The sequence below is a fragment of the Virgibacillus sp. MG-45 genome (genome assembly GCF_036409425.1).
Taxonomy (GTDB): domain Bacteria; phylum Bacillota; class Bacilli; order Bacillales; family Amphibacillaceae; genus LDC-1.
In genome coordinates, this window is the sequence record NZ_JAXOFU010000005.1 from 158538 (window position 1) to 175831 (window position 17294).

21 protein-coding genes are annotated in these 17294 nt (G+C 37.4%); all 21 read right to left on the reverse strand.

The window, feature by feature from the left end; translation table 11 throughout:
• Positions 1-12: 12 nt before the first annotated feature.
• The gene (gene fliY, locus SPK86_RS07550; RefSeq protein WP_284139960.1) at positions 13-1146 is read right to left on the reverse strand and encodes a flagellar motor switch phosphatase FliY; all 1134 of its coding nucleotides are present in this window, start codon (positions 1144-1146) and stop codon (positions 13-15) included.
• Positions 1136-2134: a flagellar motor switch protein FliM gene (gene fliM / locus SPK86_RS07555; protein WP_284139959.1), complete on the reverse strand. Its 999-nt coding sequence runs from the start codon at positions 2132-2134 to the stop codon at positions 1136-1138. The genes fliY and fliM overlap by 11 nt, the downstream gene beginning before the upstream one ends.
• A 59-nt stretch (positions 2135-2193) precedes the next feature.
• Positions 2194-2613 carry a flagellar basal body-associated protein FliL gene (gene fliL / locus SPK86_RS07560; RefSeq protein WP_284139958.1) on the reverse strand — a complete coding sequence of 140 codons (420 nt, stop codon included), beginning with the start codon at positions 2611-2613 and terminating at the stop codon, positions 2194-2196.
• Positions 2606-2827 carry a flagellar FlbD family protein gene (locus tag SPK86_RS07565; protein WP_284139957.1) on the reverse strand — a complete coding sequence of 74 codons (222 nt, stop codon included), beginning with the start codon at positions 2825-2827 and terminating at the stop codon, positions 2606-2608. Before SPK86_RS07565 ends, fliL begins: the two co-directional genes overlap by 8 nt.
• 45 nt (positions 2828-2872) lie before the next feature.
• Entirely contained in the window at positions 2873-3739 is an 867-nt protein-coding gene (flgG, locus tag SPK86_RS07570) for a flagellar basal body rod protein FlgG (protein WP_284139956.1), read from the reverse strand.
• A gap of 75 nt (positions 3740-3814) precedes the next feature.
• The gene (locus tag SPK86_RS07575; protein WP_284139955.1) at positions 3815-4186 is read right to left on the reverse strand and encodes a TIGR02530 family flagellar biosynthesis protein; all 372 of its coding nucleotides are present in this window, start codon (positions 4184-4186) and stop codon (positions 3815-3817) included.
• 14 nt (positions 4187-4200) lie between these two features.
• Complete coding sequence (gene flgD, locus SPK86_RS07580) at positions 4201-4674, reverse strand: flagellar hook assembly protein FlgD (RefSeq protein WP_284139954.1); 474 nt, start codon at positions 4672-4674, stop codon at positions 4201-4203.
• 9 nt (positions 4675-4683) lie between these two features.
• Positions 4684-6006, reverse strand: coding sequence for a flagellar hook-length control protein FliK (locus tag SPK86_RS07585; protein ID WP_330949019.1), 1323 nt, complete (start codon positions 6004-6006; stop codon positions 4684-4686).
• Positions 6007-6042: 36 nt separating this feature from the next.
• Positions 6043-6627, reverse strand: a complete 585-nt coding sequence (locus tag SPK86_RS07590; protein ID WP_284139952.1) for a MotE family protein — start codon at positions 6625-6627, stop codon at positions 6043-6045.
• A gap of 5 nt (positions 6628-6632) precedes the next feature.
• Positions 6633-7079 carry a flagellar export protein FliJ gene (gene fliJ, locus SPK86_RS07595; RefSeq protein WP_284139951.1) on the reverse strand — a complete coding sequence of 149 codons (447 nt, stop codon included), beginning with the start codon at positions 7077-7079 and terminating at the stop codon, positions 6633-6635.
• Positions 7080-8399, reverse strand: a complete 1320-nt coding sequence (fliI, locus tag SPK86_RS07600; protein WP_284139950.1) for a flagellar protein export ATPase FliI — start codon at positions 8397-8399, stop codon at positions 7080-7082. It abuts the gene before it with no gap.
• A complete protein-coding gene (gene fliH, locus SPK86_RS07605) occupies positions 8399-9142 on the reverse strand; it encodes a flagellar assembly protein FliH (RefSeq protein WP_284139949.1) in 744 nt (247 codons plus the stop codon). Before fliH ends, fliI begins: the two co-directional genes overlap by 1 nt.
• On the reverse strand, positions 9135-10148 hold the full coding sequence (gene fliG, locus SPK86_RS07610) for a flagellar motor switch protein FliG (protein WP_284139948.1): 1014 nt from the start codon (positions 10146-10148) through the stop codon (positions 9135-9137). Before fliG ends, fliH begins: the two co-directional genes overlap by 8 nt.
• A gap of 14 nt (positions 10149-10162) precedes the next feature.
• Positions 10163-11755 carry a flagellar basal-body MS-ring/collar protein FliF gene (gene fliF, locus SPK86_RS07615; protein WP_284139947.1) on the reverse strand — a complete coding sequence of 531 codons (1593 nt, stop codon included), beginning with the start codon at positions 11753-11755 and terminating at the stop codon, positions 10163-10165.
• Between the two features lie 49 nt (positions 11756-11804).
• Complete coding sequence (gene fliE / locus SPK86_RS07620) at positions 11805-12104, reverse strand: flagellar hook-basal body complex protein FliE (RefSeq protein WP_284139946.1); 300 nt, start codon at positions 12102-12104, stop codon at positions 11805-11807.
• 14 nt (positions 12105-12118) lie between these two features.
• The gene (flgC, locus tag SPK86_RS07625) at positions 12119-12568 is read right to left on the reverse strand and encodes a flagellar basal body rod protein FlgC (protein WP_284139945.1); all 450 of its coding nucleotides are present in this window, start codon (positions 12566-12568) and stop codon (positions 12119-12121) included.
• A 2-nt stretch (positions 12569-12570) separates the two neighbouring features.
• Positions 12571-12966, reverse strand: a complete 396-nt coding sequence (flgB, locus tag SPK86_RS07630) for a flagellar basal body rod protein FlgB (RefSeq protein WP_284139944.1) — start codon at positions 12964-12966, stop codon at positions 12571-12573.
• Between the two features lie 550 nt (positions 12967-13516).
• Entirely contained in the window at positions 13517-14296 is a 780-nt protein-coding gene (gene codY / locus SPK86_RS07635; RefSeq protein ID WP_284139943.1) for a GTP-sensing pleiotropic transcriptional regulator CodY, read from the reverse strand.
• Between the two features lie 29 nt (positions 14297-14325).
• Positions 14326-15720 carry an ATP-dependent protease ATPase subunit HslU gene (gene hslU, locus SPK86_RS07640; RefSeq protein ID WP_284139942.1) on the reverse strand — a complete coding sequence of 465 codons (1395 nt, stop codon included), beginning with the start codon at positions 15718-15720 and terminating at the stop codon, positions 14326-14328.
• 21 nt (positions 15721-15741) lie between these two features.
• Entirely contained in the window at positions 15742-16287 is a 546-nt protein-coding gene (hslV, locus tag SPK86_RS07645; protein WP_284139941.1) for an ATP-dependent protease subunit HslV, read from the reverse strand.
• A 26-nt stretch (positions 16288-16313) separates the two neighbouring features.
• Positions 16314-17219: a tyrosine recombinase XerC gene (xerC, locus tag SPK86_RS07650; protein WP_330949020.1), complete on the reverse strand. Its 906-nt coding sequence runs from the start codon at positions 17217-17219 to the stop codon at positions 16314-16316.
• Positions 17220-17294: the final 75 nt, after the last annotated feature.

Genomic DNA, 17294 nt, shown 5'->3' on the forward strand with positions numbered 1-17294 from the left:
ATTCCCCCATAATTATCTTAGTTTTTTCAATCTATCAGATTGACTTGCAATGTCCGTTAAACGTACGCCAAAGTTTTCATCAATAACGACAACTTCACCTTTGGCAATCAATTTATCATTTACTAATATATCAACAGGCTCTCCGGCCAACTTATCTAGTTCAACAATCGATCCTGCTTGCATGTCAAGAATCTCCTTAATAGATCTTCTCGTTCTTCCAAGCTCAACTGTTACCTTTAATTGAATATCTAATAGCATATCTAAGTTACGTTGTTCATTTTGAGCAAGTTCAACCTGATCAAAATTAGAGAATGCCGCTTGTTGAACAGACGCGTTTTGGACGTTTGTTGGGTTTCCGATAAATTGTGGCTCACCAGTAATTTGGTCTGTTGCTACTACATTTGGCTTAGTGTGATTATTCTGCCCATTCATATCCACTTCTCGTTCCATTTCAATTGTAGCTGCTTGCTCCTCTTGATTTGTTATTTCTTCAACTAATTGTTTTGCAAAATCAATCGGCATCACTTGCATAATGTTAGAATCAACTAAAGTTCCAACCTTTAATTGAAAGGATACCTTAACAAGCGCTTCTTCTTCCTTAATTTGTTCGTTTTCTTTCACATCATCTTTTTGATTTAGTTGAATCGAAGGTGGTGAAATATCTACTTTTTTCTTAAAGACAGTGGACATACTCGTAGCAGCCGCACCCATCATTTGGTTCATTGCTTCTTGAACTGCGCTTAAGTGGATTTCATTTAATTCTTCTTCAGGTGATTGCCCATCTCCACCAAGCATAACGTCCGATATAATTGCAGCATCTTCTGTTTTCATAATGAACAAATTACTTCCTGTAAAGCCTTCCGTATAGTTCACTCGAATGCTAACATGTGGGATAGAGAATTCTTCCATGATGCTTGTTTGCGTCATAATAGATACTTCTGGAGTTGTTATCTCTACTTTTTGACTTAATAACGTCGACAATGTCGTTGCAGAGCTTCCAAAAGAAATATTACCAATTTCTCCGAGCGTATCCTTTTCAATTGTTGTTAAATATTCTTCTTCACTATGAAGGGATGTATCATCATCGTCACCGACCTTCAATAGTGCATCTATTTCATCCTGTGAAAGCATTCCATCATCCATCATTTTGATTCCCCCCTTTAATTTCTTCCAATAGTTGAACAGACATTTTATTTTTTACTTTTCCAGGCTGTACAAGGAATTTCGGTTCATTGTTAAACAACAATTGTAATGGCTGTTCAATCGATTGATTTAATGAAATTACATCATTTGCTTTTAGTTTTAAAAATTGCTCAATATTTATGGAGGTTTCTCCCAAAATCGCCTTTACTTCAAGTAATGCAGGCTGAATGTTTGCAGAAATCTTCTTAGAGGCTTCTACGTCTCGCTTTTCCGGTGTCGCCTGCATCCAATAGTGTACAGAAAGCCTCGGAATAATTGGTTCAAGTACGATATGTGGAATACAAATATTGATCATTCCACTTGCTTCACCGATTGTTGTGTTTAAGGATACGACAACAACCGTTTCATTTGGTGCAACCATTTGAAGAAATTGAGGATTCACCTCTAAATCTTCTAGAATTGGATCGATCTCAATAAGATCGGACCATGCTTCCTGAAGATTAACAACAGCTTTTTCAAATAGCTGTGTCATGAGTAATGTCTCTATTTCTGTTAGATTTTCAACCTTATTGATGCTCGTACCCTTTCCACCAAGAATGCGATCCAACATACTGTATGCAATGTTTGGATTTACCTCCATGATAATTCTTCCATCTAGTGGAGCAAGACTAAACACATTTAATATCGTCATACTTGGTATGGATCGAATAAATTCCTCGTATGGAATCTGATCAACAGACGCGACCGATATATTAACATATGTGCGCAGTTGGCCAGACAAAAACGTGGTCAATAGACGCGCATAATTTTCGTGAATACGGCTTAAACTACGAATCTGATCCTTGGAGAATCGTAAAGCTCGTTTAAAATCATACACTCGAACCTTTTTTTCCTTTTCCTCTTGAATGAGTTCGTCAGCATTCATTTCACCTGATGAAATTGCAGATAACAAAGCATCTATTTCGTTTTGTGATAATACTTCCTCGACCAAAAAATCACCTCCACATTGGAGAAAATACCACTGCTTATCATTCTATTCTTTAAATCTCCTTATTGGAGAATCTTATTAATGGTATAAACATCGGTTATTTTTCCATCTTTCATAACTTCGTTTAATTTCGATTGAACAACATCTTCTAGATCGGACAAGCCGGTTTTAAAATCTTCTTCATTCATCTTCGCGAGCTCTTTAATTAGGATGTTTTTTACTTGAAATTCGCGTTTACTAATTTCTTTTTTTGCATCTTTTCCATCCGTTAGTATTTGAAATTGAATACGGACAAAGCTTCCATCTTCAAGATCAGTTGTAACTTCTGGTGTTTCATACGAATATTCCACGATGTCATCAATCGTCTGTGCATCGCTTCGATTGTTATTGCCAATAAGGTTCAAAATGATGACAGCTGCAACAGTAGCAATAAATAACAAACTAATTAATGATGTGATCGTCATTTTAACCATTTTATTCATTTCCTTCACCTGCCTCTTCCACAAATAGTCGCTGTAATCCAATCTTTTCATAATATGCTGTCACTAATTGGATAACTGTTTTTTCAGGTTCTTTCACAACAATTTTCTTCCCATTAAACATCGTAATGGTAGTATCAGGAAACGATTGAATTTGTTCAATCATAATTGCATTTAAGGTGAACGTATCTCCATTAAGCCGTGTTAATTGAATCATATTGGGCGGAAGTGCCTAAATTAGACACTTCCTACCTCCTTATTTTTATCGTTTTAAGTTAACAAGCTCCTGTAGGATTTCATCAGATGTTGTAATGATTCTAGTATTTGCTTGGAAGCCACGCTGAGCTGTAATCATTTCCGTAAATTCCTCAGCTAAGTCTACATTCGACATTTCAAGCGCACCACTTATAACGGATGCTACTCCATCTGTTTCAGGTACAAGTAAATTTGCTGATAAACCTGCGTTTTGTGTGTTTAAGAACAAGTTACTTCCTGCTTTTTGAAGACCTGCTGGATTTGAAAATTGCGCAAGCGCAATTTGCCCTGCAACTTGTGTATCACCTGCTTGATCGATATACGTAACCGTACCATTTGATTCCACACTAAAGCTTTTAGCCGTGCTAGGAATTTGGATTGTCGAATGTGATGCAGTTGAGATAGCTCCCGATGCTGTATCATATGGAAAACCTATTAAATACAACCCTTGTGGATTAACAATACTTCCATCTTCATCCAAGTAAAAGTTCCCTGCACGCGTATAAGCTACACTAGCAGTATCAAGCGGGATATTTGTTGGATCAGCACCAATATCACTTGCCACAACAAACATTCCATCTCCTTCTAATGCAAAGTCTAATGGGTTGTTCGTTGTTTGACGAAAGCCTTGTGTATGAATGTTATCAATGGAACCTAATTGCGAGCCAAGACCTACCTGTGCAGGATTCACTCCCCCGCGAGTTGCATTTGGCGCTTGAGCTCCACGCGTCATCTGACTCATCATATCTTGAAACGTTGCACGTCCTTTTTTAAATCCGGCGGTATTAACGTTAGCGATATTGTTACCAATTACATCTAGCTTCGTTTGAAAGTTTCGCATTCCTGAAATTCCTGAGTACATTGAACGTAACATATTCATTCTCCCTTATTGTATGTTATTAGCTGTATCAATCCTTCAACAGCCCTTGGCTTCCCATTCGGGTCCAGCCTATTGGTTAATAACGATTGTTCCGTTAATATTGGTAAAGATTCTACTTGTTGCTTCTTCACGGTTCATTGCCGTGACGACAACGTTGTTTTTTAGATTCACAAGTAATGCAGCATTACTTGTTACGACTAAAGAATCTGTTACACCTTTATCTCTTGCTTCCGTAACCTTTTGCGAAATCGTCTGCCACTCTTTTGCGTTAATTGTAATATTTCGCTCTTGAAGGCGTTGCGTGGCATGTTTACTTAGCTTTAATTCTTCTTGTTGTAATAATATTTCTTTAAAGCTAGCAGTAGGTTGTTTCGCTTTAGTTGGTCCTTTAGGAAGCGGTAAAATATGATGTTGCTGTAAATGTTGGATACGTGGATCCATTTTGATTCACTTCCTTACGCGTTTCCTCCTTGGTCGCCATTTTCATTGTCAAAAGTAGGATCACTGATTTGCGTGATTGCATCAGCATACACCTTTTCTCCGTTATCAAGCTCTAATATAGCCCAGCCATCCTTTTGACTCACCGCAACCACTTTTCCTTTTTCCGTTCCTGTCACTTGGCCAGTTTCATCATCGAAAACTTGATACGTAACTTCTTTGCCTACCATGTGACTGTACTGAATCACTGGTGACATCAATTGACTTTGCACCAATGTTTCTATTGAATTAGACATGTTCATCATTTGTTCAAGTGAAGAGAAGGTTGCCATTTGTGCAACAAAATCGCGATCTTCCATCGGATTTAATGGATCTTGGTTTTGCAACTGTGTCATCAATATTTTTAAAAATTCATCTTTTCCTAACTCAGCACTTGGCGTTCTTCCCTTTGGCTGGTTGTTTAAATAAAGTGATGGATCAATTTTAGTCATCTCATTCACCTACACTTTCTCATTCATTAGGAAGTCACTGAATTGTAGCTCAGCATTTTCCTCCTGTTGCTGTTGTTGCTCTTTAGCATCGCCAGACTCGTTTTGTTGCTGTTCCTTTAACATTTGTTCCCCTTGCTGTTCTTTCGTAAAGCTCTGCGAAGATTGTAATGTGATTTCTTGCTTTTCAACCACTACCTGGTGCGGTGAAAACATGTGCTTTAGTTGATGCATATTTTTTTCAAGCATCTCTTTTGCAGCATGGGAAGAAACAAGTATTTTCACTGCCATTTCACCATTTATCTGTGTGAAACGAACCATCATCTCACCAAGATTTTCAGGGCGTAGCATGATCGATAACTGTTGTTTTCCACCTGGCGTCGTCAAAAATCGACTTGATTGAACAATTCTCTGAAGCTGATCCATTGTTTCTGTTTCAGCAGTTGGAGAGTGTTGTGGTTGATTAATGTATAACACATATTGTTCTACCTTCGACATTGGTATGTTATGACCCGCTGGCACAGTGTGTAAAACAGGGCGATCTACCGTCATTGATGTTGACTCTATTGCGTTTGCAACCCACTTTGCTACATCCTGACTACTCACCTTGGATTCCATTGCATATAATTTATTAGAGGCAAATTGATTTCGTTTATGAAAGGCTTGAACAAGCTCCTTCCAAATGCCATTTAATCTTTTTTCCTCGTTAGGTAAAGCATCGAATAATTTTGCCAACTCTGGCGTAGCAGACGTTTTCTTGCTAAGCATCTCCCATTGGTTTAACAAAGTAAGCAGCTTGGGAGCAACCTGTTTCATATCTTGCTCATTGACAATTCCCTTCAATAACGAGTGGGCTTCTTTTACAATCTGTATAAGCTCTACCAGTATTGGATTGTTTCTTATGGCTTCAAGGTCTAATGAGTTCAACCCTCCAAGTTTTTCAACTTCCGCGAGTAACTTGTCCAGTAGCTCCCCTTGTTCTTGTGTTGTTGCTTTATCGTCTAGTAAGATCCCCAATACACCTTCAGAACCTAAATCAGATATACCTTCTCCTTCACTCCCTGGAATAGTTTCTAGTGAAGCATCATCTCGTCCTAGAAAAAGCTGTGTTAAGAGTGCTTGCAACTCCAATTGCGACTGGTTACTCGGTAGCGTAGGATTGCCTTGGTAAAAAGACATAAATGGATTTGACTCGTCTTTAAGCACCGCTTGATTTCGAGCTAATAAAGCATGAAATAAGGCTTCCTTATTTAAGTCATCTGTAGGTTGCTTGTTTTCTCCCATCAAACGAGCGTTTACGTTTCCTTGTTGAAATAGCATGGCAATCGCATTCATTTTTTCACCTCCTTTCAATTAAAAATTGAAAATTTATTATTCATTACTATTCATTAAGCGTTGTGTTAAATCTGCAGCTATTTCTGGATCCATTGCTCCTAAAATTTTACCGCGAACTTCATTTGAAAGTTCATTCATTAGGATAATTGCAGTTTCCTTTTCCATCTTTGTAACAATATTTGCAGCTTTCACGTCATCCATATCTTGAAATGAACGAGCAATTGCTTTTATGTTGTTTTGCTCGGAACCGGCTTCATCTTTGGATGCATTAGCATTTTTCTTTTCTAATTTAGCAATTTCCTGTTTCAACTGCTCGATCGTACCTTCAAGGCTTGCAACTTCCTCATTTAAATCCTCAATTTGTGCATCTTTTCCTTCTATTACACGCTTCGTTTCTTGCTCTTTATCTTGCTTTACTTTTTCTTCATCTGTTGTAATGACAGATGAAAGAACTGGAATTTTATTGCCCGTGTTTTTTGCCCAGTCCACCACATTTACGCCGGCAATGCTAAAAATAACAGCCGCTAAAATTAATGCGATAACCACTGGTATCACAATGGCAAAAATAAACCAAAGAATCGGATTCATCTTGTTTTTATTTTCTTTTTTTTGCTTGACCATATGTCTCACCTATTTTTATAGCTAATATGCTGTTGGATTGATATTGCATCCATGGATTCATTTTCCACTTTTTGAGCTAACTCTTCCGCTGCTTGTCTACGATGTTCAATTACGCTTTCGAATTTTTTCACTTCAACATGCGCATCCGTAAGCTTTAACTGTTTCGATTCCATTGATTCCCGCGCTTTTTGAACCGTTGCTTGTAAATCTACTATTTGGCGATTTAAACTTTCAATATAGGCCATTTGCTCGCGTATTTTTTCTAATGAAATCGAATCTGCTAAAAACGCGTCGTAAGATTTTTCAGCATCCTCTTTTTTTCTTAATATCGTATAAAGCTTTGTTGCCACTTCTTCAAAAATTTCCATCGACTCACGGTAAGCAATTTGTGCATCTTTTTTTTCTTGTTCGCGCAAATTGAGAACCTTGGAAAGTGCCATCGTTTGAACCATTTATGCATTTCCTCCATTCAATAGCTCCGACATTTGAGTAATTGATTCATCCAATGTGACAGATTCATAGACCCCTTGTTGCAAAAACCGCTGTATCTTTGGATGAAATGAAATTGCTTGATCAATTTCAGCATTTGTTCCTCTTTTATATGCGCCAATTTGAATGAGCTCACTATTTTCTTCATATGTTGCCATTAACGATCGCAACTTTTGGGCTACCTCTAAATGCGTTTTGCTCGTAATCTGATTCATTACACGACTAATTGATTTCAAGACATTTATCGCTGGGTACTGCCCTTTTTCAGCAAGCTTCCTATCCATAACGAAATGACCATCTAATATCCCTCGTACCGTATCGGCAATCGGCTCATTCATATCATCACCATCAACTAGAACGGTATAAAATGCTGTAATGGTGCCATTTTCATTTGTGCCTGTTCGTTCTAACAATTTAGGTAATGTCGCGAATACAGATGGAGTGTATCCCTTAGTTGTTGGTGGTTCACCTGTTGCGAGACCAATTTCTCTTTGCGCCATCGCTACACGTGTGACAGAATCCATCATTAGATTCACTTGATAACCTAGGTCTCGAAAATATTCACTAATTGCTGTCGCTGTATAAGCTCCTTTTATCCGCATTAAAGCAGGTTGGTCAGAGGTGGCAACAACAACAATGGATTTTTTTAATCCTTCTTCCCCTAAATCGTTATCAATGAATTCTCTAACTTCTCTCCCACGTTCACCGATTAATGCAATTACATTAATATCTGCACTACTGTTACGAGCAATCATTCCTAGAAGTGTACTTTTTCCAACACCACTTCCTGCAAAAATACCAATACGCTGTCCCGTTCCAACTGTGAGAAGTGAGTCTATTGCCTTCACTCCAACTTGGATCGGTGCATTTATTGGAGGACGGGTCATTGGATTTGGTGGAGTCTGCTCTGTTAAGTAATTTGATAATCCTTTTGGAAGCAATGATTGATCTAAAGGGACACCTAAAGAATCTACTACCTTTCCCAATAAACCTCTTCCTACTTTAATACTTAATGGTTTTCCTGTTGATTCTACTAGACAGCCTGGTCCAATCTCCGTTACCTCTGCATATGGCATAAGAATGATGCGTTCATGATTAAAACCAACAACTTCCGATAAAACGGGGGATTTATTTTTGTTTGCCGGATGAATGTAGCATACTTCACCAATATTAGCTGCCGGTCCTAACGATTCGATCATTAAACCAACTACTTGTAAAACCTTTCCATAATGCTTATAAGTATCAACTTGGTCAATTGCTTGCTTTATAAGAGAACTATTCATTATTCATTCCCCGCCATTATTTCACTAAGTGCCTGTCTAATTTGGCTTAATTGCGTGTCAATACTTGCATCGATCTGCCCAAATGGATGTTCAATAATGCACCCATCCTCTGGAAGCTCATCATTTGCATAAATAGAAAGCTTGGTATCATCTTCTACGATGCGAGAAAGCTCACTTTTTTGTTGTAATACAAATTCATAGGAATTTGGTGGAACATAGATTGAAATGATCGACTTATCCTTTATTTCTTTTATTGCATCTTGTAACAAACCGATATATGCGGAAGGTTCCGCTTTAATTTCTTGATTCAATATTCTCTCTGAAATATAAATCGCTAAATCCAATATCGTTTGATCACTTCGTTCAACAGCGGCATGATAATCCTTTCGGGCAGCATCTGTAATAGTGTTCGCCTGCTCAATTAACTGTTGATACTGTGTGAGGCTTTCTTGTTTCCCAAGCTCAAAACCAGCTTGATAACCTTCTTCCTTTGCTGCCTCCATTAATTCATTACGCTCGTTCTTCCAGTTTTCTTTTGCTTCATTAATCCTAGAAGTTGTTTCTTGAAGTAGTCTTTCTTGTTCTTTCTGGATGCTCTGCAACTTCTCTTCTGAGTCTTTGATCGAAGCAAGGAGATGCTTCTTCTCTATTAATAAGCTATCATTTGTTGTCGAGACTTGAGGTGGTGATTCAACTTGAATTGATTTAATCTTTATTACTCTTTCGCCATGTAGATTAGACAATGATATCGTCTCCTCCGCCTCGAGCTATCACGATTTCTCCAACTTCTTCTAGTCTTCTAATAACAGCAACAATTCTTGTTTGCGCTTCTTCTACGTCACGCAACCTGACAGGCCCCATATATTCCATCTCTTCTTTAAAGGTTTCTGACATTCGTTGTGACATGTTTTTAAATACGATTTCTTTAACTTCTTCACTAGCGACTTTTAATGCCAATCGTAAATCTTCATTTTCAACTTCACGGATAACACGTTGAATTGCGCGATTATCCAATACAACAATATCTTCAAAGACAAACATGCGTTTCTTAATTTCATCTGCTAGATCTGGGTCTTGAATCTCTAAAGCATCAAGTATCGTACGCTCAGTACTACGATCTACTCCATTCAACACTTCAACAACAGCTTGGATACCACCTGTTTGCGTATAATCCTCTGTAAAAGATGAAGAAATGTTTCTTTCGAGTATTTGCTCGACCTGTCCAATTATTTCAGGAGAGGTGGAATCCATTGTCGCAATTCGTTTCGCAATATCCGCCTGTACCTCTTGTGACAACGCAGACAATATTTGCCCTGCTTGTTCCGGATCTAAATAGGAAAGGACGAGTGCAATAATTTGCGGATGCTCATTTTGTATAAAATTTAGAATTTGCTGTGGATCTGCTTTCCTTGCAAAATCAAAAGGTCTTACTTGCAAGGAAGACGTTAGTCGGTTAATAATACTAGATGCTTCCTGCGAACCAAACGCTTTTTCAAGCACTGTTTTCGCATAACCAATTCCACCTTGCGAGATATAGTCCTGCGCTAATGCTATTTGATGAAATTGTTCTAGTACTTGTTCCTTCATTGAATTATCTACTTTTTTTACTGAGGAAATCTCTAAGCTGAGCTTTTCAATCTCCTCTTCTGATAAATGCTTATATACTTGAGCAGATACGTCCGGACCAAGAGAGATTAATAGTATCGCCGCTTTTTGTTTTCCTGTCAGTCCTTCTTTTTGTCTTGCCATGTCCGATAAACCTCCTACTCTTCCCCAATCCAGCTACGGAGTAATTTCGCAAAGTCTTCTGGCTTGTCTTGCGCCATTTTTTCGAGCTGTTTTTTGCGAACGACTAATTCAGAATCTGGATTTTCTTGAATGTCCGGAATTTCCATTTGCTGTTCTAAATTAGTTGACTCTTCCATTAATGCCGCTTCATTCTTCCTTCTATTCCGTATTAAAAGGAATATTAAAATAGCGATTATCAATAAAAGTGCTACACCAGCAATGTACATCCATGTTGAAATACCTTTACTTCCACCAGAAACATTTGCATTCGTACTAAATTCTTGAAAAACGATAGAGGTTTTATCATCTGGTATTACTTCGCCATACTCTTTATCGACTGACGTACTTATAATCGAATTAAGGATGGAAGCAATCCCTTCCTGTACAACGCCCTGTTCTTGTTGAGATAAATATTGAATGTTATTTCCGTCTTTCGTTTTCACATTGTTCACCGCTACTTGAATCCCTAAGTCTCGAACCTTATAAGGACTTTCGACGATTTCCTTCCGAATACGGTTAAATTCATTATTAATTGTTTCTTTTACTAGTTCATATTCCCCATCACTATTGGATTCTGTCGCTTCATAATTCGGAATATCGCCTTCCCCTGTTCCAGTTGTTCCTCCTACAGGTGGATTTCCTGAGTATGTTTCATGTATTTTTTCTACACTTACAGGTAGACCTTCCATATTTTCTTTATCTACTGGGTCGACAATTTCCTCAACCCTGTTTTCCTTCGTAAAATCAATGTCAGATGTTACAGAGACGATGACATTATCTAAACCAACCATTGTACCAAGCATTTGCTGTACACGACGTTGGATATCTCGTTCAAAATCTTTTTTTACTGTTTGTTGATATGTATAGTTATCTTGTGCAACATTACCATCTGCATTACTTTGATCGTAATATTCAAAGTACTGGTTCATTATTGCGATGTTCTCAGGTGGTAGATTGGGCACTGCTTTTGACACTAAATGATATAACGAATTAATTTGATTCCCTTGAAACTGATAGCCTGGCTGCACTGTTAAAACAATTGAAGCGCTCGCAGGCAGTGTTGCCTCACTCACAAACACAGGTTCCTTAGGCATGTTAATCATTACTTTTGCATTTTCGATGCCTTCAATTCCTTTTATCAAATTTTGCAGCTCGGTTTGCATTGCATCGAGCTTCATAATATTAAACTCATTATCTGTTATGCCCCATGAAACATTTTCACTAAAAAAAGAGTAATCGATATTCCCACTATTCGGAATCCCTTGGCCTGCAAGTTCTACAAGTAATGTATCTGCTTGCTCCTTTGGCACAGTGATAATGGTTCCACCCTGTTCCAACTCATAGGGAATTCCTCTCGTATCTAATTCCGCTTTAATTTGTCCTACTTCCTTAAGAGACAAATTATTATATAAAGGAACATACTTCGAGCTAGTAGAAAGTAATGAAATAACTACCAATAATGCAATCACTATTCCAATAGAACCAAAAATAATTCCTTTTTGAGTTTTTGAACGGTTTGTCCAAAAAAGCTTTGCCTGCTGATTAAATTTCATCATTTTTTCCTTCATATAATCCCCCGCCAAAGTTCACAAACATGAATAAATAGATCGTTCATACTTACACTTGCATTCGCATTACTTCATTGTAAGCATCAATTGCTTTACGCTGAATTTGCACAGCAGTTTCTAATGTAATACTTGCTTTTTGGGCTGTGATCATGACATCGTGTAAATCATCAATTTTACCAGCCGCGAGTAATTCCGTCTTTTTATCCGATAATGTTTGTGCTTCATTTACCTTTTCGATTGCCTTCTTTAACGTGTTACCGAATTCTGCTTGCGCCTTTCCAGGACTTGTAACTTGTTTATTTCCTTCTATAATTCCCGAGTTTTGAATCCCTTGTATTGATTGCAACATATAAATCCTCCCATCTATTTACCGATTTCTAGTGCTTTCATTAGCATGCTTTTACTCGCATTTAAAGCAGTAATATTCGCTTCGTAAGATCTTGTTGCACTCATTAAATCAACCATTTCTTTTAATGGATCAACATTGGGTAATTGAACGTAGCCTGCATCATCTGCGTCAGGATGAGCTGGGTTATAAACCAATTTAAACGGTTCGTCATCCGCTACGATTCCGGTTACTTTTACACCATCGGTTTTCTCTGCATTTGCAGCCTTATGCAAAAATGATTGAAAGCTTCCTTCACGTGGTGCAACAGTTACCATTTTCCGACGATATGGCTCATATTCTCCGTTCTCATTTACAGTTGCGCGAGTTGTTTGTGCGTTTGCTATGTTTGCTGAAATTACATCCATGCGAAGCCGCTGAGCAGTGAGTGCACTTGAACTAGCATTAAACGAATGAAAAATCGTCATCTTTACCTACCTCCTTTTAATACCGACTCAAGACTTCGGAACTTTCCATTAATTCTATCAACAAGACTATTATAATAAATTTGGTTTTTAGCTAATTCAGCCATTTCTTTATCAACATCCACGTTATTGCCATTATGGTTATACATGGTATTGGTTTTTCTAATCATTTGGTAAGGTTTATGTATGTCTTCATTAAAAGCAATATGCTTTTTATGTGTTCGTTTTGCGGCAAGGGAATCTTGAAGTGCATTATTTAACACATCTTTAAAGACAACATCCTTCGCTTTGTATCCAGGGGTGTCGTTATTTGAGATATTGGTAGAGATCGTTTGATTTTTAATACTTGCAAAATCTAAGGATTTCTCCAAAGTTTGGATAGTTCCTCCAAAAAGATCCATGACTTACCTCCTATTTTTTGTATTTCATACATGTAAAATGGTAATTTTGGTACAAAAAACTTATGTAAGACCGACACAATTCTTTGTGACTATACGAACATTGTAGATTATATTAAACATAAAGTCTACCAAAATTCGACAATTATTATGTTGGGAAATTAAAATAGTAATAAAATACCATTACTTTATTACTATTTTGCTATTATCCCTGTCCTCTCCCTCTCAAAAATAAAAACTCGCAGAGATATTTATGAGCGTTAAATTATCTTTTTTGAATAAAAATTCCTACCAAATAATAGATAGTAGTTCTTTATGCCTGAAAATCGTGTGATTTAGCTAGTTTTCGACAAGTTTTCTGAAACATAAGAACTAGTTTTCATTGGATTTTTTGTTAAAGAGAGAATCAGTATAAGGAAAAGTTATTATTAAACGAGGATGGAAAACACCTTTGCACAAATCGATGTTTTAAAAAGGAGCTACGTCTTATCATTTGGTGCTCGACGAAATAAAAATAGGCTGTTCATGATGAACAGCCTATTTTATTCTTTTATTATCTTGAACGAAGCTTTTCAAGCTCTACCAAGAATTTATCATTTAATACCTTAATATACGTACCCTTCATACCTAAAGAGCGTGACTCAATAACTCCAGCACTTTCGAGTTTACGAAGCGCATTTACAATAACAGAACGTGTTATTCCTACTCGGTCTGCAATTTTACTTGCAACTAAAAGCCCTTCTTTACCATTTAATTCTTCAAAAATATGATCAATCGCTTCTAATTCACTATAGGATAGGGAACTGATTGCCATTTGAACCACAGCTTTGCTTCGTGCTTCCATCTCAATTTCTTCTGTTTTTTCGTGTAGAATTTCCATACCTACTACTGTAGAACCGTATTCAGCAAGGAGTAAATCATCATCGTTAAAGCTTTCAGTTAAACGACCAAGAATTAATGTACCTAAGCGCTCTCCGCCACCAATAATTGGAACAATCGTAGTTAGACCGTTTTTAAACAAATCGCGATTTTCAACAGGGAATACGGTATATTCACTATTCACATCAAGATTAGCAGTTGTTTCGCGAATATTAAACAATCCTTCTGTATACGTTTCAGGAAATTGTCTATCTTCTAACATTCCCTTCATTCTTTCATTTTCAATCTCTTGGTTAATTGCATATCCTAAAAGCTTTCCACGTCTACTTACAATAAAGATGTTTCCTTTAATTACATCTCTTAAGGAAGCAGCCATATCATTAAAGTTTACTGATTTTCCTGTTGCCTTCTGTAGCATTGCGTTAATTTTTCTAGCACGTGTTAATAGATCCATTATAATCTTCCTCCATTCAATTCTTTAAATTATAGGATAAATTGGCTTAAATCCTTGTTTTTTACGATGGTGCTCAATTTATTATCGACATATGCTGGTGTAATTTCAATGGTTTCCATTAATATGTCGGGAGCTTCAAATGATAGATCTTCTAAAAGCTTTTCCAAGATCGTATGAAGTCTTCTTGCTCCAATATTATCTGTGTCTTGATTTACTTGAAAGGCAATTTCCGCTAGTCTGTCTATCGCCTCATTCGTAAACACAACGTTAATACCTTCTGTTTTTAACAGTGCGGTATATTGCTTTAACAAGGCATTGGACGGTTCCTTTAAAATGCGCTTAAAATCCTCAGTTGAAAGTTTTTCTAACTCTACTCGAATAGGAAATCTCCCTTGAAGCTCTGGAATTAAATCCGAAGGTTTCGCCATATGGAATGCCCCTGCAGCAATAAATAACATGTGATCGGTTTTAACAGGACCATGCTTTGTCACAATTGTAGATCCTTCTACAATTGGTAAGATGTCTCGCTGGACACCTTCACGAGAAACATTTGGAGAATGCTCCTGTTTACCAGCAACTTTATCGATTTCATCGATAAATATGATCCCAGATTGCTCGGCACGAACAATTGCTTCCTGCGCTACTTCCTCCATGTCAATCAGCTTTTGAGCTTCTTGTTGAGTTAGCACTTTTCTTGCCTCTGATACTGGAAGCTTCCGAGTCTTTTTCTTTTTTGGCATGAATTGTCCTAACGCATCTTGCATATTCATACCCATATGCTCCATGCCAGAGCCTTGAAGCATATCAAAAAAAGATGGTTGTAATTCTTCAATATTTACAGTAACGATGTTGTCTTCTAATTCGCCTAATGCTAATTGATGTTGTACTCGCTGGCGTTTTGTTCTGATTTCATGGTCCTGTTCCTGATCCTTTTCTTGGTCGTCATCACTTTGCTGACCCGAAAAGAGTAATTCAAATGGATTTTTAACACTTGTTTGCTTTTTGGTCTGCGGCACAAGCAAGGTCACAAGAATTTTTTCCGCCTCTTGTTTTGCTTTTTCCATTACTGAATTCATCTTTTCTTCACGAACCATGCGTACAGACATTTCTACCAAATCGCGAACCATCGATTCTACATCGCGCCCAACGTAACCAACTTCAGTAAACTTCGTAGCTTCTACTTTAATAAATGGTGCGCCAACAAGTTTAGCAAGTCTTCTAGCGATTTCGGTTTTCCCAACCCCAGTTGGACCGATCATCAAAATGTTTTTTGGTACTATTTCGTCTTTAATTTTTTCTTCAAGCTTCATACGTCGATAGCGATTTCTAAGTGCAACAGCTACCGATTTTTTAGCTTGCTGTTGACCAATAATATATTTATCCAACTGACCCACAATTTGCTTTGGAGTTAAATCTACACCCATTCCTTTGTAATGGCCTCCTTATTACTCTAAAACTTCTAGAGTAAGCTGATCATTAGTAAACACACAAATTTCACCAGCAATTGTTAAAGCTGCTTCCGCAATGTCTTTCGCTGTCATTTGGTCTGCATACTTAGCCATTGCTCTTCCAGCACTTAGAGCATAATTCCCTCCTGAACCAATTGCGAGGATACCATCATCTGGTTCAATGACTTCTCCAGTGCCGGAAACTAAAAACATATGCTGCTTATTCATGACAATCAACATAGCTTCTAACTTGCGAAGTACTTTGTCACTTCGCCACTCTTTTGCTAATTCAACAGCTGCCCTAGCTAAATTACCATTATACGCCTCAAGCTTACCTTCAAACTTTTCAAAAAGCGTGAAAGCATCCGCAACAGAACCAGCAAATCCAGCTAAAACCTGCCCATTGTATAGCTTGCGTACCTTTTTTGCTTTATGCTTCATTACGACAGAGTTCCCTAAAGTTACTTGACCATCGCCACACATAGCGCATTGTCCGTTATGCATGATTGAAAAAATTGTCGTAGCATGCATTTCATTCGCCAATAAACTCACCTCTTCACTGGCATATTTCAATGATGTGCTCTAGGATGACTGTTCATATAAACTGTTCGCAAACGATCTTTCGTAACATGTGTATATATTTGCGTAGAGGATAGATTTTCATGCCCAAGTAATTCTTGGACGGTTCGTAAATCAGCACCTTCATTTAACATATGTGTTGCAAATGTATGTCTTAATTTATGTGGGTGCACATGTATAGTAAGAGACGCTTGCTCTACTAGCTTATTAAGAATTAAGCGAATCCCACGAGCAGTTAATGGATTACCTCGAGCATTTAAAAATACAGCATCAGTAGTATTCCCAGACTTCTCTATTAATTGTTTTCTACCGTCCTGTATGTAAGTTTCCAAAGCGGCTTCAGCAAACCTTCCAAAAGGAATATATCGTTCTTTATTTCCTTTTCCTTTTACAAACATTGTTCCAATAGCAAAATCAATATCGACGAGTTTTAAGTTTTGACACTCACTAACTCGCATACCTGTAGCATATAGAACTTCTAATATTGCTTGATTTCGTTGTCCTAATGAACTCGATAAATCACTTACTTCAAACAATTTTTCAAGTTCTTCTGTATATAAGAAGCCTGGTATTGATTTTCCTGCCTTTGGTAATGATACTTGAACAAATGGATTGCCAGTAACGATATTCTCTCGTTCTAGGAATCGATAAAAACTTCTCAAACTAGAGATGTTTCTAGACACTGATCTTCTGCTCAGCTTTCGGCTATACAACGTAGTTAAGAATAAACGCACAACTCGATAATCAATCTCAGCTAGTTCTGTTAACCCTTCCTGCTCCATAAACAAAAAAAATGTTTCCAGATCATTCTGATAATATTTTACAGTATATGGAGAAGCGTTTTTTTCAATTTGCAAATACTCCATAAATTGCTTGCACGCTATCTCATGCTTCATTACGTCTTCACCCCATTGAACAGCGACTAAATCATATCATACTGAATTTGAGAAAGCAATAAATTTAACAAAATT